The 25,570-nt window shown below is 62.5% G+C and carries 18 protein-coding genes and 1 pseudogene; 9 read left to right on the forward strand and 10 right to left on the reverse strand.

Annotated features, from left to right (window positions below):
• Positions 1-148: 148 nt before the first annotated feature.
• From blaBJP to AC5ZG5_RS27635, 5 genes are all read right to left on the reverse strand, one after another.
• Positions 149-1,036 carry a BJP family subclass B3 metallo-beta-lactamase gene (gene blaBJP, locus AC5ZG5_RS27615; RefSeq protein WP_456643926.1) on the reverse strand — a complete coding sequence of 296 codons (888 nt, stop codon included), beginning with the start codon at positions 1,034-1,036 and terminating at the stop codon, positions 149-151.
• An 86-nt stretch (positions 1,037-1,122) separates the two neighbouring features.
• Positions 1,123-1,659, reverse strand: a complete 537-nt coding sequence (locus tag AC5ZG5_RS27620) for a hypothetical protein (RefSeq protein WP_456643927.1) — start codon at positions 1,657-1,659, stop codon at positions 1,123-1,125.
• 242 nt (positions 1,660-1,901) lie between these two features.
• Positions 1,902-3,416 (reverse strand): L,D-transpeptidase family protein, encoded by a 1,515-nt coding sequence (locus tag AC5ZG5_RS27625; RefSeq protein WP_456643928.1) that lies wholly within the window; start codon positions 3,414-3,416, stop codon positions 1,902-1,904.
• A gap of 127 nt (positions 3,417-3,543) precedes the next feature.
• Positions 3,544-4,728 (reverse strand): peptidase M15, encoded by a 1,185-nt coding sequence (locus AC5ZG5_RS27630; protein ID WP_456643929.1) that lies wholly within the window; start codon positions 4,726-4,728, stop codon positions 3,544-3,546.
• A 266-nt stretch (positions 4,729-4,994) separates the two neighbouring features.
• Complete coding sequence (locus AC5ZG5_RS27635) at positions 4,995-5,876, reverse strand: LysR substrate-binding domain-containing protein (RefSeq protein ID WP_456643930.1); 882 nt, start codon at positions 5,874-5,876, stop codon at positions 4,995-4,997.
• Positions 5,877-5,973: 97 nt separating this feature from the next.
• Between AC5ZG5_RS27635 and AC5ZG5_RS27640 the strand changes: the two are divergent.
• Positions 5,974-6,908: pseudogene (locus tag AC5ZG5_RS27640) on the forward strand (AEC family transporter).
• Between the two features lie 81 nt (positions 6,909-6,989).
• The gene (locus tag AC5ZG5_RS27645; RefSeq protein WP_456643931.1) at positions 6,990-9,050 is read left to right on the forward strand and encodes a PQQ-dependent sugar dehydrogenase; all 2,061 of its coding nucleotides are present in this window, start codon (positions 6,990-6,992) and stop codon (positions 9,048-9,050) included.
• 315 nt (positions 9,051-9,365) lie between these two features.
• On the opposite strand, the gene AC5ZG5_RS27650 is transcribed toward AC5ZG5_RS27645, so the two are convergent.
• The 4 genes from AC5ZG5_RS27650 to hpnN form a co-directional block, all read right to left on the reverse strand.
• Positions 9,366-10,820: a GntP family permease gene (locus tag AC5ZG5_RS27650; RefSeq protein WP_456643932.1), complete on the reverse strand. Its 1,455-nt coding sequence runs from the start codon at positions 10,818-10,820 to the stop codon at positions 9,366-9,368.
• Positions 10,821-10,824: 4 nt separating this feature from the next.
• On the reverse strand, positions 10,825-11,844 hold the full coding sequence (locus tag AC5ZG5_RS27655) for a patatin-like phospholipase family protein (RefSeq protein ID WP_456643933.1): 1,020 nt from the start codon (positions 11,842-11,844) through the stop codon (positions 10,825-10,827).
• Between the two features lie 172 nt (positions 11,845-12,016).
• Positions 12,017-12,223: a hypothetical protein gene (locus AC5ZG5_RS27660; protein WP_208824778.1), complete on the reverse strand. Its 207-nt coding sequence runs from the start codon at positions 12,221-12,223 to the stop codon at positions 12,017-12,019.
• Between the two features lie 230 nt (positions 12,224-12,453).
• Positions 12,454-15,081 carry a hopanoid transporter HpnN gene (gene hpnN / locus AC5ZG5_RS27665; protein WP_456643934.1) on the reverse strand — a complete coding sequence of 876 codons (2,628 nt, stop codon included), beginning with the start codon at positions 15,079-15,081 and terminating at the stop codon, positions 12,454-12,456.
• A 317-nt stretch (positions 15,082-15,398) separates the two neighbouring features.
• Between hpnN and AC5ZG5_RS27670 the strand changes: the two genes are divergently transcribed.
• The 3 genes from AC5ZG5_RS27670 to AC5ZG5_RS27680 all read left to right on the forward strand — a co-directional run bounded on the left by AC5ZG5_RS27670 (position 15,399) and on the right by AC5ZG5_RS27680 (position 18,498).
• A complete protein-coding gene (locus AC5ZG5_RS27670) occupies positions 15,399-17,348 on the forward strand; it encodes a PAS domain-containing sensor histidine kinase (protein ID WP_456643935.1) in 1,950 nt (649 codons plus the stop codon).
• A gap of 69 nt (positions 17,349-17,417) precedes the next feature.
• Positions 17,418-17,816 (forward strand): response regulator transcription factor, encoded by a 399-nt coding sequence (locus AC5ZG5_RS27675; RefSeq protein WP_456643936.1) that lies wholly within the window; start codon positions 17,418-17,420, stop codon positions 17,814-17,816.
• Positions 17,817-17,832: 16 nt separating this feature from the next.
• Positions 17,833-18,498, forward strand: a complete 666-nt coding sequence (locus AC5ZG5_RS27680; protein ID WP_456643937.1) for a response regulator transcription factor — start codon at positions 17,833-17,835, stop codon at positions 18,496-18,498.
• Between the two features lie 464 nt (positions 18,499-18,962).
• Here AC5ZG5_RS27680 and AC5ZG5_RS27685 read toward each other — a convergent pair whose 3' ends face one another.
• Positions 18,963-19,532, reverse strand: coding sequence for a helix-turn-helix domain-containing protein (locus tag AC5ZG5_RS27685; protein WP_456643938.1), 570 nt, complete (start codon positions 19,530-19,532; stop codon positions 18,963-18,965).
• A 994-nt stretch (positions 19,533-20,526) separates the two neighbouring features.
• Between AC5ZG5_RS27685 and AC5ZG5_RS27690 the strand changes: the two genes are divergently transcribed.
• From AC5ZG5_RS27690 to AC5ZG5_RS27705, 4 genes are all read left to right on the forward strand, one after another.
• A complete protein-coding gene (locus tag AC5ZG5_RS27690) occupies positions 20,527-21,273 on the forward strand; it encodes a response regulator (protein WP_282531312.1) in 747 nt (248 codons plus the stop codon).
• Between the two features lie 179 nt (positions 21,274-21,452).
• Positions 21,453-21,878 carry a hypothetical protein gene (locus AC5ZG5_RS27695; protein WP_456643939.1) on the forward strand — a complete coding sequence of 142 codons (426 nt, stop codon included), beginning with the start codon at positions 21,453-21,455 and terminating at the stop codon, positions 21,876-21,878.
• A gap of 38 nt (positions 21,879-21,916) precedes the next feature.
• Entirely contained in the window at positions 21,917-22,918 is a 1,002-nt protein-coding gene (locus AC5ZG5_RS27700) for a cytochrome-c peroxidase (protein WP_456643940.1), read from the forward strand.
• Complete coding sequence (locus AC5ZG5_RS27705; protein ID WP_456643941.1) at positions 22,915-25,506, forward strand: two-component system VirA-like sensor kinase; 2,592 nt, start codon at positions 22,915-22,917, stop codon at positions 25,504-25,506. The genes AC5ZG5_RS27700 and AC5ZG5_RS27705 overlap by 4 nt, the downstream gene beginning before the upstream one ends.
• Positions 25,507-25,570 lie beyond the last annotated feature (64 nt).

Consider the following 25,570-nt stretch of genomic DNA (forward strand, 5'->3'; position numbering starts at 1 on the left):
GTAGGGAGAGGTCGACGTGTAACGCCGGGTGAGGGGATTTGCTCTATCGAGGGACCGTAACCCCTCACCCGCGCCTTCGGGACGACCTCTCCCTCCGGGAGAGGTGAACTTGCGGCGAAGCGGCGTTTCAACCAAAAGACATTGCGCTCTAGTTGCTCTTCTGGAGCGCGGCCGTCTGCTTGGCGAGCTGCTTGTCGAAATCCTGTTCGAGGCCTGCCGCGTAGGCTGCGAGCTCGCCGGGCTTGACGAACGGGTTGGGGGTGCCGTCCTTCATTTGCGCGCGCTTCTGCTGCATGCCGTACACTTCCGGATGCGGGCCGAGCAGCACGTCGATCTTCATCGCCTTGGCCTTGCCGAATGTCGATCGATAGTCGTCGGCGATGCCGGGATAGGTCGGGTTGCCGACCAGCCTGTTGAGCGCGACCGTTCCGCTGCAGAAGAACAGCACATCGCGATCGTGACCGCCCTCCTTGACGGTCATCTCCCAGCTCGTGCAGCCGGGTGAGTGGCCGGGCGTCGCATGCGCCGTCAGCGTGGTGTCCCCGAGCGTGACCTTGTCGCCTTCCTTGACGGCGCGGTCCACCCTCACGGGCGGGAAGCCGAGATCGGCATTCTTCTCATCGCCGGGATAATATCCGCCTTCCAGCAAAGGCTTGTCGCGTTCGCCGGCAACGAGTTGCGCGCCGGTCTCCTGCTTGATTTCGGCAAAGCCGCCGGTGTGATCGAAATGTGCATGCGTGTTCAGGATGTACTTGATGTCGCCGAGCTTGAAGCCGAGTTTGGCGATGTTGTCCTTGATCATGCCGGTGGACTGCGGAAGCGCGGTGTCCATGAGGATCAGGCCCTCAGACGTCTTGATCACGTAGACGGCGATGCCGTCGGTGCCGACGTAGTAGATGTTGCCGATCAGTTGAAACGGCTCGAACGGCGTGGTCCATTTCTTGGTGACCTGCGCCAGGAAATCCTTGACGGTTTGCGCCTGCGCGCCGGTTGCGAACAGCGCCAGGGCGCACAGCACGGCTGTGAGCGTCCTCATGATTGCCTCCCTTTTGTTTTTTATGGTGCGCAATAAGGGCATTGATGCGCGATTTGAGCCGCCAGCTCAAGCATCATTCGCGTGCGTTAGCGGCGAGCGCCGAAGGCAAACGGAGAAGCGCCCGGTAGCAAGGACGAATTGATGTCGCTGTCGATGCGCCCCGACTGTTGGGTGTAGCCGACGCCAAATGACAGGCTGAGATTCGACGCCGGCTGGATTTCGATGCCCGCATGCGCGCTATAGCCGGGCAGGGTGCCGGACACGGAGTCGAAGGGAGCGAAGGGGCTACCGATGCCTGTATTATATTTCAAGGTGTCGAAACCGGCATAGACCGTGAGCGGCAGCCCGCCCGCGTTCTTGAAGCTGTAGCCGAACTGCACGCCCTCAGTATAGAGCGAGCCGAAATTGCCAAAGGCTGCATACTGGTTGATGCCGCTCAAGCTCATGGCACTGCGTTCGCTGCCGACGAACCAGCCGTTCGGGAAATTGTAGCGCGTATAGGAAAAGCGGCCGCCGCGAGCGTCACTGGCGTCAAAGCTCGGAAAGTTGCCGTATGTGTTCGAACTCTGGTCGACCGTCACATTGTCAAAGCCGATGGGCCAGCCTGGAGTCCAATATGTCATGGGAACAACTTGGCCGTGGGCCGTTTGCCCGCCCAGACAGAGCGCTGCTAAAGTGACCGCGAGACTTAATCTGCCTGAGAAAACTGACATTCCGCACTACCGCCAAGTCTCCCGCAACTATACGCTCCGGATATCAAGAACACCAGTGCGACGCCGCTTGCCGTCGCATCATCAGATTTCGCCGCGATACGTCCGGTTTGGCACTGCGCATTTGTGTCGTTACCAGTGCGAAAATCACGGCCTCACCACGTGGAAGACGGTCCTGCGAACGGCCGGCCCCAGAAAAGCTGACGGTCGCGTGCGCGGGCATAGGGATACTCGCTCGCCGGAGCGCGTCGTCGCATCTTGATTCCTCCCTGCGGCTCGCCGCTCATGAGGACCACGAAATCCGTTCCTTTGCTGGTTTCAGAGCTCAACCCCTCGTCGGTGATGATCAACGACGAGCGCGGCGTTATCCCGGCGATGCGATCCATCACGTCCTGCGGAATGACGATCCGGTCGAGCGCAGCCATTGCGCTGGCCGGCTCCGTCTTCTTTGGCTCGACCTCGCGAGCTCTGTGGCCGCGCGCCGGATCGTGAGGTTCTGCCGCGCCGCCGTGCGGATGGCTGCTTTCCAGTGAAACAACGCTCCATCGAATGCCGTTTCCGCCATCGGTCGGCTCCATGGCGGTGAAGACATGTGTGCCGATCGGGCGATCGGGGTCCTGGATGGTGACCGGGCTGTCCAGGATAGGCTCAAATGCCCGCCGGACATACAGCCGCTGGGTTTTGCGGCTGATCAGCACTGATACCGGCTCGAGCTCGCGCGCCGCCTGGCGTGCGGCGTCGACTGCCGCAATCCGCGCATTCTCCGCGGCGAGCGCGGCCTCACGCGCGGCGGCGACGGCATCGAGCTTCGGTTGCAGCTCCGCCTTTGCCGCCGTCCATTGTTCCTGCAACTCGGCTACTCGGGTGACCGCCTGCGCTTTGGTGCGCTCGGCCTGTTCTTTTGCCTCGGGCGAGGCGGCGGAGCCAAGCGCGGCCTCGGCGGCGGCCAGTTGCGTCTCGGCCCTGCGCTTCAGATTGTCCGCAACGCGCACCGGCATCGACGCCTGTGTGGATTCCCGGTAAGCCTTCGCGGCGGCGCGCCTTGCCTGATCCGCCTTTGCGGCCGCCTCATCGGCTTCTGCCCGACGGGCAGCCGCCGAAGCGATGGCGCCGGGCTTCGGCTGTAGCAGAGCCGGATGGGCAATCTCGATCGGCGCCACATCGGTTGGTGCCACGATCACCCGCAAGCCGATCCGCGTGTCCTCAAACAGGCGCGCCGCGAAATCGAAAGGCATCCGCACGCAGCCATGGGATGCGGCATAGCCGGGCAGGGGGCCGCCATGGAGTGCGATGCCCGACCAAGTGATGCGCTGCATGTGGGGCATGTACGCATCGTCATACAGGTTCGAGTAGTGCTCGGCTTCCTTCTGGATAATGCTGAAGATCCCGGCTGGCGTTTCGCGTCCTTTCTGGCCGCTCGACACCGGCGCGCGCAGGATCCAGCCATTGGCGTCGTAAACGGTGATCCGCTGGTCCTGGAGCGAAACGACGGCCATCATCGGTTCGCCGGCGATGCGCGACTGGACGGATTCGACCGAGCGCTCGCTCCGAGCCCCCCTGGCGTCCGCAGGGTCTCCAGCCGCGATAAGTGCGGCGAAAGCGGCGATGATAAGATATGCTGGCTGCCGCCGCGTCTGTTTGCGCTGCCGTCTCACAAAACGCGAAATCATGCGCACACCATCTGCGGCGCCAGTCGCCCCGATCCAAACTCGTATGGTTCTTGGGACATTCGCGCGGCGCAATTAAGGAATTTGGCAGAGCTTGCTTGCGTCGTTGGAGCGCGTGCTTGAAATACGGTTAGATCGTTCGCCCCTTCGACGCTCTTGCGTTTTTTGTGCGTTTCGCCGCGCCGCGATCGGCGCGCATAACCAGTTTGGTGTGCTTTTTCGTGTTCGCCTCCGCGTGGCGAACCTTCGTTCCAACGTGGTGAGAGGCATATTCTCTGCCGTCGATCGGTGCCACATGCGGCGGATCTCGATCGAGATACGGTCGCCCGATGCCGAACTCCTTCCCGTGTGCATCGACCCATTTCCAGAGGGCTTCACTGGCAATCCACCGCTGCCCCCGTGTCGTGCCTTTCACGCTCACGATGTCGGCCGCGAGCCCGTGGCCATAGCCGCCGCGCAAGCTTCCGCCATGATATGACCTGTTGCTTGCCGCCTTCAGGCCGCTTGCGATTGCTTGACGGTAGTCATCGCGGAACGCGCTGGTGATGCCCGGCGACAGTCCGGCTTGCTCCGCCGCGTGAAGCGCATGAAACAGCTTCAGCTTGAAGCCCCGATCCATGCCTCCGATCACGTAGTCCATCATCGGCATGCCGGCTCTTTCCGCTGCCTTCGGATCCTTCCAGGTAAAGTCGGCATCGACGAGCCTTGTAAAGGTTCTGGTGACGGTCCTCGTCTTGCCTCTCTTCCTGATTGTCACTTTCCTCTGCTCGGACACCTTGTTGGTGTCTTCCTTGGGCGTGCGTTGGTAGAGCGCCCACAGGTATCGGTCGATGCAGATGTCCACGACCAGGCATTCGTCGAGAATTTCGATGCGGTTTGCCGCCTCCGTGCCGTCGTCGTTCAGGACCGGGTCAGGCGTGTTCGCTGTCGCCACCTGCATGGGTGGTGTTTCGGCCGGCAGCGTCGGCGACGAATCCGGCAGCGCGGCTTCGACGATCGGTTCCGCCGCAACCGAGGCCGCCGGCGCATCGGCAACGATGCCCTTCACCGACTCGACGGCGGCTGCCACATCGGCGGACGCGACGATAGTGGCGCTTCCCGCCGCGGCTGCCTGTGGTGCATCCGCGGGCTCGGCGTTGGTGGGAAGATCGGCGTTGGCGGAAAGAGATGGCGCCGGGTGGTCTTCAATCGGCAGCGCGCCGGAGTGCTCGATGCTGGCCGAACCTAAGCCGCCGAGCGATGCAACAACCCAACCTGCGAGAACAATCGTTCCGCACAGCGCCGGCGCCACCGTCGCAAATTGCCGCGGGTTCATGTCCCGTAGCCTCCAAAGGGCTCCACTTGAGCCGAGTTACACAGCCAAGCATGCGACAGCGTTGATCTTTCGGATCGAGTTGTGGACGCACAATGGCGAAAAGTGCCGGTTGACACTTTTTCCTGGGACTGTTGCCCCGGTGCAACGCGCTGCTGACGCGGCAAGCGATTTCGTCTGGTTGGCAGGCAGAACGCCGCGCTTTCAGACAAATACAAATTGAATTGTAGCCAATCGAAGCAGGGGAAGGGCAGCAACGCACTCACCTGTTACGGGGCAACGGCCCGCGCTTCCGCAAGGAATGGCTGGAGCGCCGGATTGAGATTGCTTGGCCGCCAGGCGACCACGTGCTCGATGGTCGGCGCTTTTTCAAGCTTACGGTGGACCAAATTCGCAATGCCCAGTTGCCCCATGGATTGCGGCACCAGAGCAATGCCAAGGTTCTCCGCTACGAGATTCACGATCGTCTGCTGAAGTGCGACCTCTAATCTGAACGTGGGCTCAAACCCGCCGGAACGACAATAGGCGACAATGGCCTCGCGCAGCTTCGGTGCGACATCGGTGGGGACAGCGATCAGGGGCTCGCCATTGAGTTGCTTGGCGCGGATCACTGCATGGTTGGCGAGAGGATGGCTGGCGTGCATGGCTAGGCACAGCCGCTCGCGATAAATCGTCTGCGTCTCGAGGCCTCGAATGGGGCCAGGGTTGAACATGATGGCGGCATCGAACTGCCCGGCCAGCACAGCATCAGCCAAAGTGGCGGGAACGATCTCTCGCAATTCGACGCGCACCCCGGGATGATTGGCCATGTAACGCCGGGCCAACCCCGGCAGGACGGTGTAGGCCGCGTGCATCATGAAGCCGATGGAAAGCTCGCCCAGCTCGCCGCGCTCGGCCAGGCGCGCGTTGCGACAGGCCTGATCGAAGCTGATCAGGACCGCGCGTGCATCTTCCAAAAAGCGCCGACCGGCATGGGTCAGCGTCGCACGCCTTGAGTGACGCTCGAACAGGCGGACGCCGAGCTCCTTTTCCAGGGCTGCGATCTGCCGGCTCAGCGGCGGTTGGCTGATGTGAAGGCGCTCGGCCGCGCGCCCGAAGTGGAGCGTCTCGGCCAAGGCCACGAAATAGCGCATCTGCCTGATGTCGATCATGATACCGAAAAGGTATGGATAGGGGCGTGAATTGGTATTGGATGATATCAGAACGGCTGGATAGAGCTAACCGGCAATTTCAAAGTCAGGCTCTCCAATGCTCTCGACCCTCACCACCGTCCTCCCCATTTTCGCACTGATCTTCGCGGGCTGGCTCGCTCGCCGGCTCGGCGTCCTCGGCCCCCACGCGTCTACGGAGTTGAACCGCTTCGTCGTGCACCTCGCGCTCCCGGCCCTGCTTTTCGACGTCATCGCGCACGCCCAATGGGCCGATGTCTGGCAGCCGGGCTTTATCGCGGCATTCGGCATCGGCGCGGCGCTGGTCTTCTGCCTCACGATTGCCGTTCGTCTACGCCACCCGCGGCACCTGGCCGACGCCGCCATCGACGGCCTGAATGCGGGCTACGCGAATGTTGGCTTTGTCGGTTTTCCGCTGGCGCTGGTGGCGCTTGGCCGCGGCGCGTTGGCCCCGACCCTCATTGCCACGATCATCACGGTCTGCATCCTCTTGCCATTGCCATCGTGCTGATCGAGACTGGCCTGCAAACCGAAAAGCGACGCAAGCACCTTCTCATCAAGGTGGGCGGCTCGCTGCTTCGCAATCCCTTGCTGGTCGCACCTGCTCTCGGCGCGATCGTTCCGCTCGCCGGTCTCAGTGTCCCTGCGCCGGCCGAAAGCTTCCTGAAACTATTGGGTGGCGCGGCTTCGCCGTGCGCGCTTGTTGCGCTCGGACTGTTCCTTGCAGCCAAGCGCGAGACCTCAGAGCAGGATATCGGATCGGCAGCTCTCCTCGTGAGCTTCAAGCTTGTCCTGCAGCCGGCCGTCACATGGATCATGGCGACCGCCGTGTTCGGCCTGTCACCGTTGCTCACTCACGTTGCGGTTCTGCTGGCCGCTCTTCCGACCGGGACGGGCCCGTTCATGCTGGCGGAGTTCTACCAGCGCGAGGCTGATATCACGTCCAACGTCATCCTTGCCTCCACTGCGGCATCGGTTCTGACCGTGAGCGGGTATCTCGCTTTGGCCGCTTAGGGTGTACCCATGACGGCGCAGAAGTCTGGAAAGCAGTAGTTCCTTGTATCACTACCACCTCACGATCCATCTGAAGTTTGGTTGTTAACCAAGGCGGTCGATTTAATTCTCGCATGCGCGCAAGCTAAGCTAGCCTACTGGTGCGACGGGGGGCGCAGTCCAGAGGGTAGAGTGAAAGCGAGCGCAGCGCCGTCATGGCGCTATCTCACAGCGTGGTACGCCACGTCTGTCGGTCTGCTATTGCTTTTAGCAGCGTGGAGATTCGGCTTGCCAGTATGGCAATTGCCGCGTTCTCTGTGGCTGCCCTTCGCGTGTCTTGCGACTGCGTTTGTCGCCAGCGCCAGCATTGCCGCGCTGCTCCTGTCCGCCGGACGTTGGCAGACCCTGTGGTTGATAGTCGTATCGACGGTCGCCATTTTCGGCGTGGTCTTCCTAGGTTTCATTGTCACCAAGAGTAATTTTCCGCGTACCATCACGGTTGCCACGTTCTTATCCGCCGTGGTGCTTGTTCCGGCGCCGTATCTAGTCGGAACCTCGCTGCTGCACCGAGCTATCGCGCTAGGCGCGCTGCTCGCCACGATCGTGGTTGGCCTGGTCGCACCGAGTCTGACAGCGCAGGTGTCGCTGCGGCAAACCGCAGCCGTGATCAGGACCGAGTACTATAATCTCAACGTCGAAACTTATTCGGGAGTTTTTCCGAAATCCGTGGTGCGCGGCGGAGGGCTGGCGCGCATCGGCGATCGTTACCTGCAGTTGAGTGGGGATGGTCATCTCTACGTCTTCGGCTGGGAGGCAGAGACAGACCGTCTGAAGATCATCCCACTGCCCTATCGCGTTCCCATCAACGGCGATGAGTTTGCCGCGGCAGCCGGGCGCCCCTGGGCTGCTCCCCGAGACGAATGGCTGCCGCAGGAAGGCCAGCGGGTCGAGGCCGCAGGCGAGGTTCTCAATACCGAATGGTTTCGGACCTATGCTCTGCTGGTGCAGGAGACCGGCCCCGACGTGCGAGTGTTCGTCTCACATCCGTACTGGAAGGCAGCTCAGCAGTGCTGGGTCGAGCGGGTCTCGATGCTGCACTCAGATCGTACCACCATTCTACGCGGCGCGGCGGGTCCGGAATGGAAGATGCTTTACGAGACTACGCCGTGTCTGCCGGTCCGCGGAGAGGGCCGACGTCACGGCATCGCGTTTGTCGGCTATTTCGGGGGCGGCCGGATGGCGCTGCTCGATACACAGACGCTGCTGCTTGCCGTCGGCGATTTCGGGTTCGACGGTGTCGCCTCGGTTGAAGCACAGGCGCAGAATTCTGCGACCTCGTACGGTAAGACCATCGCCATCAACATTGCCGACGGCCGCGCAGCGGTCTTCACGCTCGGTCACCGGAATCCGGAGGGCCTCTTCGTTGATCGGTCGGGAACCATATGGTCCACCGAGCACGGCCCGCAAGGCGGCGACGAACTCAACCGATTGGAGCGCGGCAAAAACTACGGCTGGCCGTACGCGACCGACGGGACGGATTATGGTTCATTTTCCTGGCCTCTGAACAAGCCTGACGCGCAGCAGCGCTATCAGACGCCGGTATTTGCCTGGGTCCCTTCGATCGCGACTTCAAACCTGTTGGCTGTCGAGGGCGGGCTGTTTCCGCAATGGCGCGGCGATCTGTTGATCGGCTCGCTCAAGGCCGGTACGCTATTTCGGGCGCGGGTGCGCGAAGGCCATGTCGCTTATGTCGAGTCGATCGTCATCGGCAGTGGAATCCGCGACCTCATCGAGGGGCATGACGGTCGCGTCATCCTGTGGACAGACGCCGCAACCTTAGTCTCGGTGCGCCCGAAAGAAGGTAGCATCGGAGAGACACTGTTTGCGGAGAAGTGCAGCGGTTGCCACCAGTCGGCGCCAATCAGCGGCAATCGGATCGGCCCGAATCTGTTCGGCGTGGTTGGTCGGCGGGTCGCCTCGATCAGGAACTACCCGGATTACTCGCCCGCCTTGCGCCAACTGGGGGGAGTATGGACTGAAGCGCGACTGGACGAGTTCCTCAAGCGGCCCCGCGAGGCCTGCCCGGGGACCTCGATGGATTACACGGGCGTCAATGATGCCGAACGCGCTGCAATCATCGGTTATCTCGGAACGCTACAATAAACATCGACCGCATGTTATCTATTTGCATGCGTGGGGCGCCCGTTGGAGGCACGACGTCGAGCGGGAGTGGCTCGAAACGTGCCCTGATCCGTAGCTTCCCGATTTATGATGGGGGGACGCCGCGCCCGCCGGCATCGATGTGCCAAAGTGGAGGTGTTGAGCACCACTTAAGGAAGGCATGCGTGTCAGAGGTTATCACAATCGGTCTGGATATCGCCAGTTCCGTCGCTGCATCGGAGGCCGGATGCGGGGCGTCCACAAATGAGTGCAGGCCCTGGTCGTAAGCATCGGCCAGCGCGTTGTCGCTTGGCGGCGTCAAAACGACCCGAACATGGTGCCGATCGCGATCACCGCGGCAAGAGCGATGACGGAGTTCACGATCCCGACCATCACAATGTCAAAGTAGCTTTCACGATGCGTCAGGCCGCAGATCGCGAGCAGGCTCACGACGGCGCCATTGTGAGGCAGAATGTCCAGGGTCCCCGCGCCGATCACTGCCACGCGATGCAAGATGCCGGGATCAATCCCGGCCTGCGCGGCAATTTCCATGTAGGTCTGACCCAGCGCATCGAGCGCGATCGTCAAGCCGCCGGAAGCCGACCCTGTCAACGCCGCAAGCAGATTTGTGGCGACGGCAAGCGAGACCAGCGGCCCGCCTTCGATGCCGAGCACCCAGTCCCGCACCATGTCGAAGGCGGGGAGGGACGCAACAACGGCGCCGAAGCCGACGAGGCTGGCGACACTCAAGGCGGGCAGGACGGACGCATTGGCCCCGGCATCCATGGTTTGCCGCAGTGCAGGCAGTCGCGTCCAGTTGCAGAGGATGACTGCCGCGATTGCTGCCGCCAAGGCGACGATGACCGACCAGACACCGGCAACGGCTGATAGCGACGTGTTCCCCCAGCGCTGCTCGGCCAGGAATGAGAAGTCGAGCCGCGGCAGGACAACGAGCGACATCACGAGATTGATAACGACAACGACGATCAAGGGAAGAATGGCGTTGAGAACCGGGGCCGCCACTTCGCTGTGGTGTCCGTGGTGGATCTCCGCGGGATCGAATTCCCGCGCGGTTGCAGCCCGCCCGCGCAATCGTTCATCATCGGCCGCAGATTCGGGAGTTGACGATGGCGCGTCGCCATAGCCCTCATTCGCGCGTCGCGCCGTTTTCTCGGCGCGATGCAGCCACCATAGCCCGATGCCCAGCATGATCATCGACGCGATAAGGCCGAGGCCTGGCGCCGCGAAGGGCGTCGTACCGAAGAAGGGCATGGGGATGGCGTTTTGAATCGACGGTGTGCCAGGCATCGCCGACATGGTGAAAGTCGAGGTGCCGAGAATGACCGCCGCAGGCACGAGGCGATGCGGAATCGCCGCCTTGCGAAACAGCGACTGAGCCATCGGAACGATCACGAAGAACGCGACGAACAGGCTGACGCCGCCGTAAGTGACCAATGCACCTGCGAGCACCACGGCAAGGATCACCCGGCGCTCGCCCAGACTGCGGGTAATGAAGTTCGCGACCGCGACCACCGCACCGCTGTCGTCCATCAGCTTCCCGAAGACGGCGCCAAGCAGAAAGATCGGGAAGAATTGTGCGAGAAATTCCGCCGCGCTACTCATGAACGTCTGCGTCCAGTTGGCGAGCAGCGGTTGACGATCGAAGGCTGCGGCGATCAGTGCGGCGATCGGCGCCAGCAGCAGGACAGTCCAGCCGCGAAAAGCAAGCCAGATCAGCAGACCAAGCCCGACCAAAATGCCGAGAAGCCCCATGACCTCAGCACTCCGCCAGCAGGATATCGAGATCGGCGGTCGAACGCATGCCGAGATCGGCGCCGTGCATGTCGAGGAACTCGTTGGCGGCTCGCCGCCCTTCCTCGCGCAGCTTGGATACGAACGCCCATTCGGCGTTGAGCTTGGATGACGCGCCGAACGTCGCGAGCATGTCGCTCTTGATCCGGTGCGTCTTCATCCGCGCCCAACGGGCGCCCTCGCCAGTGCCGGGGTCGGCTACCTGGCGGAGCAGCGCGATCATCCGCAGTTCCTTCGCAAGCGGCGAATTGAATGAAATCTCGTTGAGGCGGTTGAGGATTTCGGCGGCGGTGCGTGGCTGCTCCGGCCGCTCGGTCGGGTTGATCTGCACAATGATGGTGTCGTGCGCATCGGTCTCGCGAACCAGCGGCGTGATCGTCGGGTTGCCCGCGTAACCGCCGTCCCAATAGGGCTCGCCATCGATCTCGATGGCGCGGAACATCGTCGGCAGGCAGGCCGACGCCAGCAGGACATCCGCGTTGATCTCTGCGTTGCGGAAGATCCGTCCGCGACCGGTTCGCACCCGCGTGGCGGTGACGAAGAGCTTGATCGGCGCGCGGGCAAGACGATCGAAATCGATGGCGCCGGCCAGTATCTCTCGCAATGGATTGAAGCCGAGCGGATTGAGGTCGTAGGGCGAGAGCATCCGCGACATCAAATCGGTGAAGAGATAGGCGGGAGAGGTGTCGAGCGACCATCGTCCCATGAGATGGTCGAGCGGCGAGCGTTGCAGCGGGCTGAATGCAGCGGCGCGCGCGACGCTCCGCCAATATTTGTCCAGGGCCTCACGTGCCCCGGCAGCGCCGCCCTCCGTCCAGCCGTCCGCCAGCACGGCAGCGTTCATCGCCCCGGCAGATGTCCCGGATATGCCCGCAATCTGAAACCATGGCTCTTCAAGCAGCCGGTCGAGGACGCCCCAGGTGAATGCACCATGCGAGCCTCCGCCTTGGAGGGCCAAGTCTATGAGCACCGGACTTCGGTTCATGAGCCTTGATTTCCGCAGCGTACGGGAGGCTCACTATGTCTTAGGTAGCGGGAACATGCGAGACAAACTTGTGGTCGATGTACCCAGGCCGACTTCGCTCGGCTGCAGATCAGGCTGCGTCAGCACGCAACTTCGGTAGCGCAGGGCCAGTCCGCGTCGCCCTCACCGGGGGCTAGTTCGGCTCAATCCATTTGCGCCATTGGGTCGGATGAATGTCGGCGTGCATTCCGCCCGAACGATCGACCCAGTTGGTTCCGTCCCTGCGGCAAGGAAAGGGAAGCGCATGGACCATGCCATCATAATTCAATGTACAGATTTCCAGATCCTCGTCAGAGGGGGCTGTCGAAGCGGATTGCCATTCGGCTGAAACGGAATGCATGGTCAACCTCCAGCAATGTTGCAAGCGAGCACGTCACCATTTTCGCTCGGTCACGATGGCCAGATGCAGCTTCGCCCCTTCAAGCAGCAGTCGCCCGGTCCTCCGTCCGGCTGCGATATGTGAACATAGCATGACAGAGCCGACGTTGAATGTGAACCGGTTCGCTATCATGCAGCCGAGCTTTCAGAAAAACCGTCGCAACTGATGCCTGGATCAGACCAGGGGAAGATTTATTCCGCCGGGCGAGGCAATGGATCGGCCGACCGCTGCGCCGAAGCCGCTCTGACCTGGCGCGGCGGTCCCATCAGGACCGGCTGGAACAGCACGGCAGCGGCCATTGTGCAGAGCAGCGCGAGCGCCATCATCTTGCCCATGCTCGACATGCCCGGATAGCTCGATGCCCACATGCTTCCGAACGCCACCCCGGTGGTCATGGCGCTGAAGATCACCGCGCGGGTCAGGCTGGATTGCAGCAAGCCCGTCTGCCCTTCGCGCCAGGCCATGATGTAGTAGATCTTGAACGCGACGCCGACGCCCAGCAGCAACGGCAGGGCGATGATGTTTGCAAAGTTCATCGCTGTGCCGGTCAGCGTGCATATCTCCAGCGTGACCGCGCCGGCCAGCAGCAAAGGTATCAGTGTCAACAGCATGTCCGTGACGCGGCGCAACGCGATCAGGAGCAGGATCGCGATGGCGCCAAGCGCGAGCGCACCCGCTTCGATGAAGGCGTCGATGACCGTTCGGCCCGATTGATAGAGGCTGATGGCGGGGCCGGTGGCCGACGGCTCCGCGGCCATGACCGCAGTCGCGAACCGCCGCATGACGCTGCTATCCTGGGCGTTGCCCTTTGGCAGCGCCTCAACGCGGGCCCTGCCGTCCGGCAACAGCCAGTCGCGAACAAGATCGGCGGGAAGATTCTCGATGGTCACCGGTTGCGGATCGAGGCTGTTCCGTAACTGGTTGAGATCGTGGTTCAGCGGCTGAACGAAGGCAGCTTCGGCGCTTGCGCGCGTCGCGGCGTCGGCTTGCGCGAGGCGCGTCAGCAAATCGGAAACGCGTCGCGCGGCCTCAGCGCCCGGGCCGGTCGCGGTGCCCGCGACTTTCGTAAGATGCTGCGCGGTCGCGCGAATGGCATCCACGGTGTCCTTGTCCGTCGGCGCCGGATCGCGCGGCGGATTGAGCGCGCCATGGAGGCGCGGCGCAGCGGCCTTGATGACGGCGATCTTCTGGTCCTGGTCATCGGGAACAAAGCTGTTGAGCGTGAGTGTGCGCGAGACCTCGGGCAGCGCCGCCAGCCGCTTTTCGATGCTGCCGGCTTCGCTCAGCGATGATGCCAGCACTTCGGCATCGTCGCCGCTGGTCAGCGGATTGCCCTGCAATTCGCGATAGGTCACGACGGACGCGGCGTGCGGATTTTGCAGGTTGATCGGGTTGAAGTCGAACGGAAGGCGAGAGAGCAGCGGCGTTCCGGCGAGGACGACGAGGATGGTGCCGGCGATCACCGCGATGCGATGCCGCTGCAGGAAATTATCCAGTGGGGCGAGGCTGCTGAAACCGACCGGCGCCAGTTCTCCGGGCGGTTTCAGCAGCGTCAACATCGCCGGGACAAGGGTGATGCTGCAGAAGAAGGCAATCAACATGCCGCATCCGGCAATGAGCCCCAGTTCGAAAAGGCCCCGATAGCTGGTCGGCAGGAATGAGAAGAAGGCCACCGCGGTGGCGCCGGCAGCTAGCGAAAGCGGGGCTCCCACCTTGCGCGCGGCCCGTCGCAGCGCTTCCCGCAAATCGCTGCACTCATGCCGTTCGGAGCGGTAACGGACGCTGAACTGGATGCCGAAGTCAACGCCCAGCCCGATAAACAGAACGAAGAATGCAATCGAGATCAGGTTGAAGGCCCCGACCATGACGATGCCAAGGGCAGCGGTCACAGTGAGGCCAACGATCACGCTGAAAAACACCGCCGTGACGATCTTCCACGAACGCAGCGCCAGCCACAATATGATCAGCGTTCCGAACAAGGCCGTCAACGTGTCGCGCAGCGCGCTTTGCCGGATCACCGAGAACTGGTCGTCGTTCATGGGCACTGTGCCGGTGAGCTGTACGGTGGCGCCGAACGTCTCGCCCAATTTCAGATCGGTGGCGGCTCGACGGATGCCGTCCGTCGCCTTGCGGCCCGGCTGCAACGCGGAGAAATCCAGGACCGGCTCGACTTCTATGAAGTGGCGCAATCGGTCCGTCTGCGGCTGCGAGCCCTGCACCAGCGCCTGCCATGAAAATGTCGCCGGTTTGCCGGCAAGCACGTCATTCAGGGTCTTGTCGGCAAGCGAGAGCGGCCACACGAGCTGGTCGAGCTTGATGTCTCCGCCCTCGACACCATCGAGCGCATAGCCGAGCGCCTTCGCCACGCCGCGCAGGGTCGGATCGGCCGCCAGCGAGCCGATCAGAAAATCGGCGCTCGACAATCCCGTGACGGACTTCTTGACGCTGGGCAGCGGTTCGAACAGGAGGCCGTTGCGCTGGAAGAACTCGCCTCCGTCCGGCTGGACAACCGCGCGGAACAGATCTGGGTGCTTGGCGAGTTCCTGCGTCAGCGCGCTTGTCGCCGCTTCGGCATTTTCCGGCGTCGGTGCGGAGACCACGACCAGGATTCCCTTGTCCGGAAATGCCTCGGAAAACGCCGCCTGGCGCTGACGCCATGCAAGGTTGTTCGAGATCAGCTTGTCGGTGTCCGTCGTGATCGAGAAGCGCGTGACGTCATAGGCGAGCGCTGCGACCGCGAGCAGGATTCCGATAATGAGAACCCACCAGCGCCGCTGCGCACAGAAATCCACGACTCCAACGATTGCTGATTTCAACATGATGAATCGGCTTTCCCAACGCGCGTATCGCCCTCGGTCACGAACTACGCGTCAATGCTGGATTGATCTTTGGCAGAAACTCGTTCGCGGCATGGTGCGGCTTCGGGCGAAGCGTGCACTGAAGGTTGCGCGACCAATTGAAATCCTGTCTTCCGAGGTTCGCATAAGCGTTTCAAATTCGCACGGTGCCCAAGGAGGCGGCTCAAGCTCCCAGCTACAGACAAAACAGGGGAACGAGAATTCAAACCTAGGTATGATCATTCTTGCGAGCAGACAGGATAAAAGTCGGCCCTGGAACGGGGTTTGATGAGGATGACATGGCGGCCAACACTGGTCCAAAGCAGGGTAGTTTCAAGGCGATCAGCCGCCGGAGAGGTCAATTCGCGCTCGCGGCGGCCATCGTTGCGTCGGCGCTGATTTTCCTGGCGGATGCGTTAAGCCCGATCGATGGCGCCGTCGCGGTCCTGTACACGGGCGTGGTGCTGACGCTGGCGCCGCTCGGCCGCAGGTTCGTGATCGGCAGCGGCTGTATCACGGCCGTGCTCACGACGATCGCGTTCCTGATGGGGCACGCGGACGATCCCCTGGGAGGCGCCCTGCTGCGCTACATCGTAAGTCTTGTCGCGATCGCGATCACAGTATTGCTGTCGCTCAGGGACAGGTCCGCAAGAACCACTCTCGCTGAGCAAGCGAGAATCCTCGAACTCTCGCACGACACCGTCGTCGTCCGCGACCGATCGGACATCATCCGCTATTGGAATGAAGGCGCTGAGAGGCTCTATGGCTGGACGCGCGGCGAGGCGCTGGGCAGGCGTTGCAGCGACCTGCTCGAGTCGATCGTTTCGGCAGAGGAAATAAGCGCCTCTCTCGAGCAGAATGGAACCTGGTCGGGCGAAATCATCCGAACGCGGCGAGATGGCACGCGGCTCATTCTGGCGAGCCGCTGGCTCGAGCGACGAGATCCGGACGGCCGGCCCGTCGGCATCATCGAAACCAGTGCCGATCTGACCGAGAGCCGCCGTGCCCTGGCGGAAAGACGGAGCTCCGAGCAGCGCTACAGCACCATCTTCAACTCGGCGGGGTTTGCCGCCCTGGAATGCGACCTGGGCAAGGCCATGCGGCTGATTCTGGACAGCAGAGGACCAAGCCAGGACTGCGAAGCGTGGCTATTGTCGAATCCGCAGATCTTGCGCGCGGCCGCCAACGAGATCGGGATCTACAACGCCAACAGCGCCGCGCTTGCAATGTTCGAAGCCGATACGGTCGCCGATCTGACCGACGGCAATGCACTGCTCGGACAATTGCCGGATTCCGAACCGGCCCTGGCGCACATCTTTGCCTCGTTAGTGGCTGGTTCTTCGCTCGCGGAGATCGAGACGCGGTGCGCGACTTTGCATGGGCGCATCATCGATGCGGTGCTGCGGGTGTCCGTCCTGCCGGACGGACAGGATTGGTCAAGGGTGCTGCTCATGGCCTTCGATGTCACCGAGCGAAACGAGGCGCGGGCGAAGATCGAGCAGACCTCCGTCGAACTCGCTCACGCCGGGCGCGTGGCTCTGCTGGGCCAGCTTGCCGGTTCGATCGTGCATGAGGTCAACCAGCCCCTCGCGGCCATCATCAACTACGGCAAATCGGGCAAGCGTTGGCTTACCCGGCCAGATCCCGACCTCACGGAGGTGGCCGACTGCCTGGAGAAGATCGTCTCGAACGGCAACCGGGCCGCAGAGGTGGTCGGAAGGGTGCGCGGGCTCGCCAAGAAGACCGCGCCGCAGGTCAGCTCCGTCGATATGGGCGCCCTGGTGCAGGATGCGGTTTCCCTGCTGGCGCGGGAAGCGCGCGCTGCGGCGGCGACTATCCGGGTTGAGGAAGCCAATATCCCAGGCCCGATTATCTGTGACCGGGTGCAGGTGCAGCAGGTGATCGTCAACCTGTTGATGAACGCGCTCCATGCGACCAGGGGAATCGCCGACCGCCCGCACGAGATCCGCGTCAGGATCGACGGCACCGCCGAGAATTTCATCAAAGTGGCTGTCGAGGACAGCGGCACCGGGATCGAGGGCAATCCCGAGCGCATCTTTGAGCCGTTTTTCACCACCAAATCCGATGGAATGGGCCTTGGGCTGTCGATTTGCAGGACGATCATCGAAGGGCAGGGAGGCCGCGTTTCGGCGTCCAACAATGACGGATGGGGGGCAACCGTGGGGTTCACGCTGCCATTGAACATCCCGGCGGAGGCGCGGTGGTCGAAACCTAATATCTTGATATGATGGGAAAATGGACAGAAACCGGCCATACCGACGGAAACACCGGGCAAATTGCCCGGGAGGAGCTGTCTAGTGCCACAAGGATCCACCATCTGCATCGTTGACGATGACGACGACGTGCGGGAAAGCATATCGAGCTTTTTTCGCTCGGTAGGCCTGCGCGTGGAGAGTTTTGGCGCGGCCGAGAACTTCCTGGCGTCGGCCTCCGTCGCGAATGTCGACTGCGTCATCACTGACTTGCACATGCCGGGCATGGATGGCCTCGGCCTGCACAGGGAACTGCGGCGCCGGGGTGTCGGCGTCCCCGTGATCGTCATGACGGCCTATTCGACGCCGGAAGCGCGCGCCGAGGCAAAAAGTCTTGGAGCCGCGGCTTTTGTTGACAAGCCCGTCGATCCCGAGATTCTGCTCCACGACGTGGAGGCAATCCTGGGCGACTCTTCCCAGGGACCTCCCCCGATACTCCAATGACCTGGCCCTGGACAGCATGAGCGCATCACAGAGCTCGATCAGCACCGCCCTCATCTGCATCGTCGACGACGACACCGACGTGCGCAATTCGCTCAGCAGCCTGCTGCGTGCCGTCGGCTACTCCGTCGAGACGTTCGCGGGGCCCGGCGAGTTCCTGGCATCCGATGCCATCAACTCCGCGTCCTGCCTGATCCTGGATATCCGGTTGGGGGAAGTCGACGGGCTCGAATTCCAGGAGGAGCTGGTTGAGAGCGACGCCTCGATTCCGGTGATCCTGATCAGCGGCTACGGGGACATACCGATGACCGTCCGCGCCATGAAGGCCGGCGCCGTCAATTTCCTTCCCAAGCCGTTCGAAGAGGAAGCACTTCTTGCGGCCGTCGAAGAGGCCGTCTCCCGCGATCAGCGGCGCCGCGCAGAAGCGCGGCGGGACGAAGACATCCGGCTGCGCTACGATTCGCTGACGCCCCGGGAACGGGAAGTCATGGGCCTTGTCACGGCAGGACTGATGAACAAGCAGGTTGCCTGGCGCCTGTCGCTGAGCGAGATCACGGTGAAGATTCACCGCGGCAACATGATGCGGAAGATGCAGGCCAAATCGCTCGCCGAGCTCGTGCGAATGGCCGATGTGCTTGGCGTTCGGCAGGCGTTGGCCAGTCAGCAGCCCGCCCGGGACAACTGAGGGCCGCGTCAGCGGCCTTCGGTGCGCGAGCCGTCTTTCACGGCTCTAGACAGTGATGCGGGCCTGATTTGCGTCCAGTCTTACAATGCGATCGTATTGCCGCTGCAAGACTGCCTTCGAGCAGCACTTCGTATCCAGAGAAAGCAACGTGCTTTGTTTTACCAGCGAATTCAGGGGAGCTTGGTGAACGTGGCGTAGCGCAGCGTCAGCCCTGCTCTCGATTCCAAACGAATGAGACGACGCGGGCAGCCACGACACCAGGAGAACCGCGAGGCGTCTGAGAATGAAATTTTTCAGTCGACGGTTCATGGCTTCCACAATCCCGATCGCCGGGTCACTGCAATGCTTCGATGTTGTGTTTTACGAAGGGTGCGGGATATCGTCGATTATACTGGTTGGTTAAGTCGCGCAGTTCTCGCGGCGTGCACGGTTAACACCAAGGTTTATGTCGAGGCGCCGGCTCGTCAGAGCGGCCGTGGTCCCTCGACGGTTCGCTCGTCAGCGCCAATTCTCCTGTATGACGGCAGCAGCGGCTCCGCCGGCCTGCCTTCCCTCCACTTCAAGGGCGTTTGTCCTACGATGCGCTTGAAGACGGTGGTGAAGTGCGCTTGGGTGCTGAAGCCGACGCTCAGCGCGATGTCGACGATCGATTTGTCGGTCGTTCGCAGCATGTCCTGCGCAGCGGAGACGCGCTGCTTCAGCAGATATTGATGCGGCGTCAGTCCGGTTGCGCGGAAGAACAGCGCGGCAAAATGCATTCGGCTCAGCCGGGCTGCACCGGCCATGTCCGCCAACGTCACTTTCTCATCGAGATGCGCGGCCACGTACTCCACGACGCGCTTGAGGCGCCACTTTGACAGTCCGCCGTCCCGGTTGGCCTGCACAGGCGAGGCCGGTTTCGTATCGGCGCTGATCATCCTCGCCACCGTGACGAGCCTGATCGCGTCCGCGTAGATCCCGCCGAACTCCGACTGATCTCGCTCCGCGGCAGCAAGCGCCTCGGAGAGCCGGCGCACCACCGGATCTTGGTCCATTCGCGCTTTCGGCATCTCCCGGATTGCCTTGCTCACGAGACTATCGAAGCTCAGTGACGCCTCGACATTCCTTCCCACGCCTTCGATTTGAAGGGCGCGCTCGGTCTCAGGCGCACCTGCATTCGGCACGACGCGTACAGAAACGCCGAGATGCTTGAGATCGATGCCAATGACCGGGGTATCCGGCCGTGCTGCGTGCTCTGGCGATTGCTGGACTGCAGAACGGTTATCCAAAAGTTCGGCAGCGGATATCGATACGGATCGTTCTCTAAGAAGCTGGGCGGGATGGCACGACATATCTGGCCTCCTGAAATCTCAAGCTCGACTGGCGTCGACTATCGGATGGCTAACAATATGGACCGCTTTGTCTCACGATGGTGTCATACATTGGTATGGACCGTGAGAAGTAACGAATAAGCAATCGGCGAGGTCTTCACGAAGAGCTGACGGACGCTAGCGCCGCAGCCGTCGATAGCAATCCAGTCAATACGGTCATTCGAAAATCGGAGCGATGATTTTTGTGCAGAGGCATTTTTGCAAAAGCGCACGTTGGCGAACGCCGCAGCCACTCGGACGCCGTTCGAGCTATCGGACGAGCAGAAAGCTGAGCCTCAGAACAGCAGAGCTTCGCTCAACGGGAGCGAAGGGAAGCCCAATCAAGGGTCGGCTGATTTGAACGATTCTAAGACTGTAAGATAGAACGGGCCGAGGAGCGTCGACGCGTTGAGTGCCTCCGAATCATGCTCTGGTTCAGCGCGGCCACAACATTGTGAAGGACAGCGTCGTCACCGACGCATTCAATGATATTTGATGCCGGATGCGCTCGCTGAAATGTGTGCTGTGGCGTGCAATACTGTGCTCTATACCCCGCGGCCAGGGGGCGTCGGGAGTGACGCAAATGAATTTGAATGCCGCAATTGCCGCGGCTAACCGTAATGGTCGGCCCGAACGTAGTGAAGCAAACGGAGCCGGTGGAAACGGATCCGATCCGAACGTGCGGTCCGATCAGAACCCGAGTGCGGAGCGCGGCCAGCCGACCTGCCTCGTGGTCGAGGACGATCGCACCATGCGGCACCTCGTGATGAACTATCTCGAGGAGCACGACATTCGTGCGCTGTCCGCGTCGGGGCGGGACGAGGTCACTGGTCTCTTGGTTACGCGCGAACCTAATCTCGTCATCCTCGACCTGCGGCTTGGCCAGGAAGATGGTCTCGATCTATTGCGCGAAATCCGTTCACACTCCGACGTGCCGGTGATCATCACGACCGGCCATCGCCGCGACGAGATCGATCGCGTGGTCGGTTTGGAGCTCGGCGCCGACGATTACATCACGAAGCCATTTGGCCTGAGGGAGCTGCTGGCACGGATCCGCGCGGTGCTGCGCCGGCGCGAGACCGGACAGACCGCGCCGCGCGATCCGGAGAAAGGCCGTTATCGATTCGGCGGCTGGCAACTCGATCGGCGCAGCCGGCGTCTTTCCGATCCGAGCGGCACGCAGGTGGCGCTGACGAAGGGCGAATACGCGCTGCTGGTTGCCTTCCTCGACGCGCCGCAACGGCCGCTCTCGCGCGAGCAGCTTTTGCAGGCCACCCGCGTGCACGAGGATGTCTTCGACCGCAGCATCGACGTGCAGGTCTTGCGTCTGCGCCGAAAGCTGGAAGGCGATCCGAGCACGCCGAAGGTCATCCTGACCGAACGCGGCGTCGGCTATGTGTTCGCGCTTTCGGTCGAGCGGCTCTGACGATGGCCAATCGCGCCGTGCGGCGGATGGTCGCAAGTTCTGCTTCGACGCATCTCGCAGTCGGGGCCGCGGGCGCAGCGGGTTCCATTACAATGGTAGCCCTTAATTCCGGGGCTGGAATGCTGTCGCAACATGCAAACGGCAATCTCACGAGGGTGAAAAATCCTCGGGAGATGTCAATGAAGTTGGACAGGAAGAAACTGCCCGCCAGCCGATGGCGGACCGACCGTCGCACGAGCGTCGTGCGCCGGTACCCGATGCGCGCGGTGACGACGCACGCAAGTCCCGCCAGCGAGCGGCCGTCCGTGAATGATGCCTTGTGGTGGCCCTCAAGGCTGATGCTGAAAGCCGTCGGGACGTTCGCCGTCTGCAGCGACGTTGCATTCCACAGCGTCATTCTCTCGCTGATGTCCTGGACGGTCGCCCAGGTGTTGGAGGGGTGCGCCGCTTACGCGCAAGGCATGTATCCTTACGCGCTGGACCCCGACGAGCTGCGCGGCCACCATCCGCCTGCCATCATCGAATTGCGAAGCCTCGAAAGCCGCGGCGATGCCGAGAATAGCAACATCGCATACCTGGAAAGCCGCGGGAATCGTCGGCAATGATGCGGTTATGGTCGCTGGTCGGATATCGGCGAAGCCGAATGAATCTCGCGGCTGCGCAGGCCTCCGCTCTCCCGGAAATGCTGCGTGCGCGCCGCTGGCCGCCATGGGCTTGCGCAGCGCTCCTCTTGATCGCCACCGGTGCAGCCACGCAAACCATCCCGACCGCTCCCGCTTCGCGCCCAATTCCTATCGCCGATCAGGAGCCGATCACGCCCATTCCAGAGCCTACCGCGACCGATCCGCTCAAGCTTGCGCTCGGAGAGCGGTTGTTTGCGGACACCCGCCTGTCGAATGATGGGAAGCTGGCGTGCTCCTCTTGTCATGACATCACTACCAATGGCGCCAGCCGCGATTCCGCGATGGTGAGACATGACGGTTCAGATGCTCCATTTGATACATTGACGATCTTCAACGCGGCGCTCAGCTTCCGCCTGAACTGGGAAGGCAATTACCGCACGCTCGAATCGCAGGCCGAATCGTCCCTGGAGAATCCGGCCAATATGGCGACCAGCATGGAGGACATCGTCGCCAGGCTGAATGCCGATCCCGAAATGGTGCGACAATTTCGCGCCGCCTACGGCCGCGCGCCGGACCGCGCGTGCGTCCTCGACGCATTGGCGACCTTTGAGAAATCGCTGATTACGCCGGGAAGCCGCTTTGATCGTTGGCTCGCCGGAGATACGTCCGCATTGTCAGCCGCGGAGCTTGGCGGTTACGAAATATTCAAGTCGTTTGGTTGCATTTCCTGCCACCAGGGAGTGAATATCGGTGGCAATCTGTTCCAGCGCCAGGGGATATTCCGTCCGCTGGTCCACGCGAAGCCTGATGTCGTCCGCGTGCCGAGCCTGCGCAATGTGGCGACGACGGCGCCCTATTTTCATGACGGCAGTGCGGCCACGCTCGAGGAGGCGGTGCGCAAGATGGCGGCGGCGCAGCTCGACCGCAGCTTGACGGATGACCAGGTCACCGCGCTCGTCGCGTTCCTGCAGACGCTGACCGGAAACTACCGTGGCATACCCGTCAAGGGATCGCCGCCATGACGCCGCTTCGGGCCCTGGCGATCGTATTCGCGCTCGTCCTGCTGCTGACCTGGCTGTCGCTGCGCGCGATCAATCCGGAGGCCGAGCAGTTCGATCGCGCGCTCGCCGAGCTTGAGCGTTTTGCAATGCTGGACAGCTCGCTCTATCGCGACGTTTTCACCGCGCGCGCCGGCACCCTGCGCAACTACGATCCGCTGGTCCGTGAGATCAATGCGATGCACAAATCGCTCGACCGCTTGCGACAGTCGGCGGCCATCGACGCCGAAACGAGCGAAGCGGTGGGCCGCCTTGAGGCGTCGCTTGCGCGACAGGAGGAGCTCGTTGACCGATTCAAGAGCGACAATGCACTCCTGCACAATTCGCTGACGTTCTTCGAGCGCTTCAGCCTTCACGCGACGGCGGGCGATCTCGGGCCTTCGATCAGCGCCGCCGCGGCGGCGATGCTGCAGCTCACCCTCGACACGTCGGACAGTGCGGTGCGTGAGGTCAAGGATCGGCTGGACAGCCTCGCCAATCAGGCACGCCCGTTCGACGGCGACGTCATCGGACCATTGCTGGCGCATGGACGGCTGCTCCAGAGCTTGCTGCCCGCGGTCGATGGCGTGCTGAAGGAGATGCGGGCGATCCAGCCGAGGCTTGAGCAGGATCAGCTCCGCAGTCTGCTCCTTGTGCGGCAAAACGAGTCGAGAACCACGGCACGGGAGTTTCGCTGGCTGCTCTACGTGACATCGCTGGTCCTTGTCGCGTTCCTGGTGCACCTCGGTCTTCGCGTGCGTTCGCATGCGAGGGCGCTTGAACGCCGCGCGACGTTTGAGCATGTGATCGCGGGCATTTCGATGCGCTTCATCGACGTGCTGCCCGAGAACCTGGATGGCGAGATCGAACGGGCCCTTGCCGACTTGATGCTGTGCACCGGCTGCGATCGTACCTATGTTGTGTGGTCCGGGACTACCCCTCGGCTGTACGGGTGGTCGAGGGCGGGCAGGGACTTTCCTCCCGGCTGGCCGGAAGGCGCGCCGGCACTTGCGGCTCGATTCGCGCCCACCGTGGACGGTGTGGTCCACGTCCCGAACGTCAATTCGTTGCCGGTCGGCGCAGACAGAAGGGCCTTGATGGATGTTGGCCTCGGTGCGTGGGCCTGCGTGACCGGCGTCGACCAGGAGGGCACCAGCGTCGCGCTGGGTTTTGACACGATTGGCCGCCCCTGCCGGGTGACGGATACCGTCGAACTCAGTCTTTTGCGCATGGCGCTCGATATCATCATGTACGCCGTTGGGCGGCACGCGATGGAACGGGAACGATGGCGCCTCGAGGAGCGCCTGCAGCAGGCGCGCCGCATGGAGCGGATCGGCACGTTCACAAGCGGCATCGCCCATAACTTCAACAATATTCTCGGCGGGATCCTCGGCCACTCCGAAGTGATCGAGGAACAGCTCGGCCAGAACAACCGCTTCGCGCAGAATCTCCGTGCGATCCGCCGCGGGGCAGAGCGGGCGCGCGACCTGGTCGAGCAGATCCTCCTGTTCGGACGGCACCGCGACGCGCGGCGCAGGCCGCTCAGTGCGCATAGCCTCGTGACGGAAGCGGTTTCGCTGCTGAACGTTTCGCTGCCCGGTAACGTCGATCTCGCGATCCGCGAGCCGCTGGCGACCGCGATCGTGTCGGGCGAGCCTGCGCAGTTGCAGCAGGTGATCCTCAACCTCTGCAACAATGCCGCGCAGGCGATCGGCGATCACGGCCGTGTCGAAATAGCGATGGACATCCGCGAAATCACCGAAATCCGTTCGCTCAGTCACGACACGCTTCAGCCGGGCCGCTATGTCTGTATCGTGGTCACCGATACCGGCCGCGGCATGGACGATGCGACACTGGCGCGGATCTTCGAGCCGTTCTTCACCACCCGTTCTTCCGGAAACGGATTGGGACTGGCGACGGTGCGCGAGATCGTACATGAGCATGGCGGGGCGATGAACGTGCAGAGCGTTCCCGGCAAGGGCAGCCGCTTCGAGGTTTGGCTGCCTTGCGTGGCGATGGCCGCGCCGATCTCGGACATCAAGCCGGCGATGCTGCCGGTGGGAAAAGGCGAGACCGTGATGATGGTCACCAGCGACCAGGCGCGATTGCTGCGGGACGAGGAAACGCTGGCGGCGATCGGCTACGAGCCGGTTGGATTCGGCACCGCTGCGGCGGCGTGCGCCGCATGCAGCGCCAAGCCCGACCGGTTCGATGCGGCGATCGTCGGCTATTTCGGATCGACGGCGGCGTCGCTGGAAGCGGCGGCGGCGCTGCATGCAGCGGCGCCACAGCTTGCGATCGTGTTGGCCGCGAGATCGACCGAGGAGATCGGCGCCGACACTTTGGTGGCCGCCGGCATCAGCGACGTCGTGCATTGGCCGCTTGTCACGTCGGAAGTCGCGGCTGCGCTCAGCAATTGCGCAGCACGCAGGGAGCCGGAAGCAAAACCGCAAGTCCGCTCATTGCGTGCGTCGCGTCCCGAACCTGCCGACGCGGGCACGAGCTCGCCATCGTTGTCGTCGCGGCTACGGCGTCCGATCGGCCCGCGGCGGCAGCCTTATGCCAAGTCTTAGCGCTTCGGTTCTGACGGAATCAGAACCGAAGCGTTAGATTCTTGTTTGACGCGTTTTCGTCACG

The sequence above is a fragment of the Bradyrhizobium sp. Ses1 genome (genome assembly GCF_059512365.1).

Excerpts from the sequence above, each read along its gene's own strand:
- AC5ZG5_RS27705 (WP_456643941.1), top strand. The coding sequence starts at position 22,915 with ATGACGCCGCTTCGGGCCCTGGCGATCGTATTCGCGCTCGTCCTGCTG.
- AC5ZG5_RS27650 (WP_456643932.1), bottom strand. The coding sequence starts at position 10,820 with ATGGGGCTTCTCGGCATTTTGGTCGGGCTTGGTCTGCTGATCTGGCTT.
- AC5ZG5_RS27635 (WP_456643930.1), bottom strand. The coding sequence starts at position 5,876 with ATGATCGACATCAGGCAGATGCGCTATTTCGTGGCCTTGGCCGAGACG.
- AC5ZG5_RS27630 (WP_456643929.1), bottom strand. The coding sequence starts at position 4,728 with ATGAACCCGCGGCAATTTGCGACGGTGGCGCCGGCGCTGTGCGGAACG.
- AC5ZG5_RS27625 (WP_456643928.1), bottom strand. The coding sequence starts at position 3,416 with ATGATTTCGCGTTTTGTGAGACGGCAGCGCAAACAGACGCGGCGGCAG.
- blaBJP (WP_456643926.1), bottom strand. The coding sequence starts at position 1,036 with ATGAGGACGCTCACAGCCGTGCTGTGCGCCCTGGCGCTGTTCGCAACC.
- AC5ZG5_RS27695 (WP_456643939.1), top strand. The coding sequence starts at position 21,453 with ATGAAGTTGGACAGGAAGAAACTGCCCGCCAGCCGATGGCGGACCGAC.
- AC5ZG5_RS27700 (WP_456643940.1), top strand. The coding sequence starts at position 21,917 with ATGAATCTCGCGGCTGCGCAGGCCTCCGCTCTCCCGGAAATGCTGCGT.
- AC5ZG5_RS27685 (WP_456643938.1), bottom strand. The coding sequence starts at position 19,532 with ATGGACCAAGATCCGGTGGTGCGCCGGCTCTCCGAGGCGCTTGCTGCC.
- AC5ZG5_RS27670 (WP_456643935.1), top strand. The coding sequence starts at position 15,399 with ATGGCGGCCAACACTGGTCCAAAGCAGGGTAGTTTCAAGGCGATCAGC.
- hpnN (WP_456643934.1), bottom strand. The coding sequence starts at position 15,081 with ATGTTGAAATCAGCAATCGTTGGAGTCGTGGATTTCTGTGCGCAGCGG.
- AC5ZG5_RS27660 (WP_208824778.1), bottom strand. The coding sequence starts at position 12,223 with ATGCATTCCGTTTCAGCCGAATGGCAATCCGCTTCGACAGCCCCCTCT.
- AC5ZG5_RS27680 (WP_456643937.1), top strand. The coding sequence starts at position 17,833 with ATGAGCGCATCACAGAGCTCGATCAGCACCGCCCTCATCTGCATCGTC.
- AC5ZG5_RS27655 (WP_456643933.1), bottom strand. The coding sequence starts at position 11,844 with ATGAACCGAAGTCCGGTGCTCATAGACTTGGCCCTCCAAGGCGGAGGC.
- AC5ZG5_RS27620 (WP_456643927.1), bottom strand. The coding sequence starts at position 1,659 with ATGACATATTGGACTCCAGGCTGGCCCATCGGCTTTGACAATGTGACG.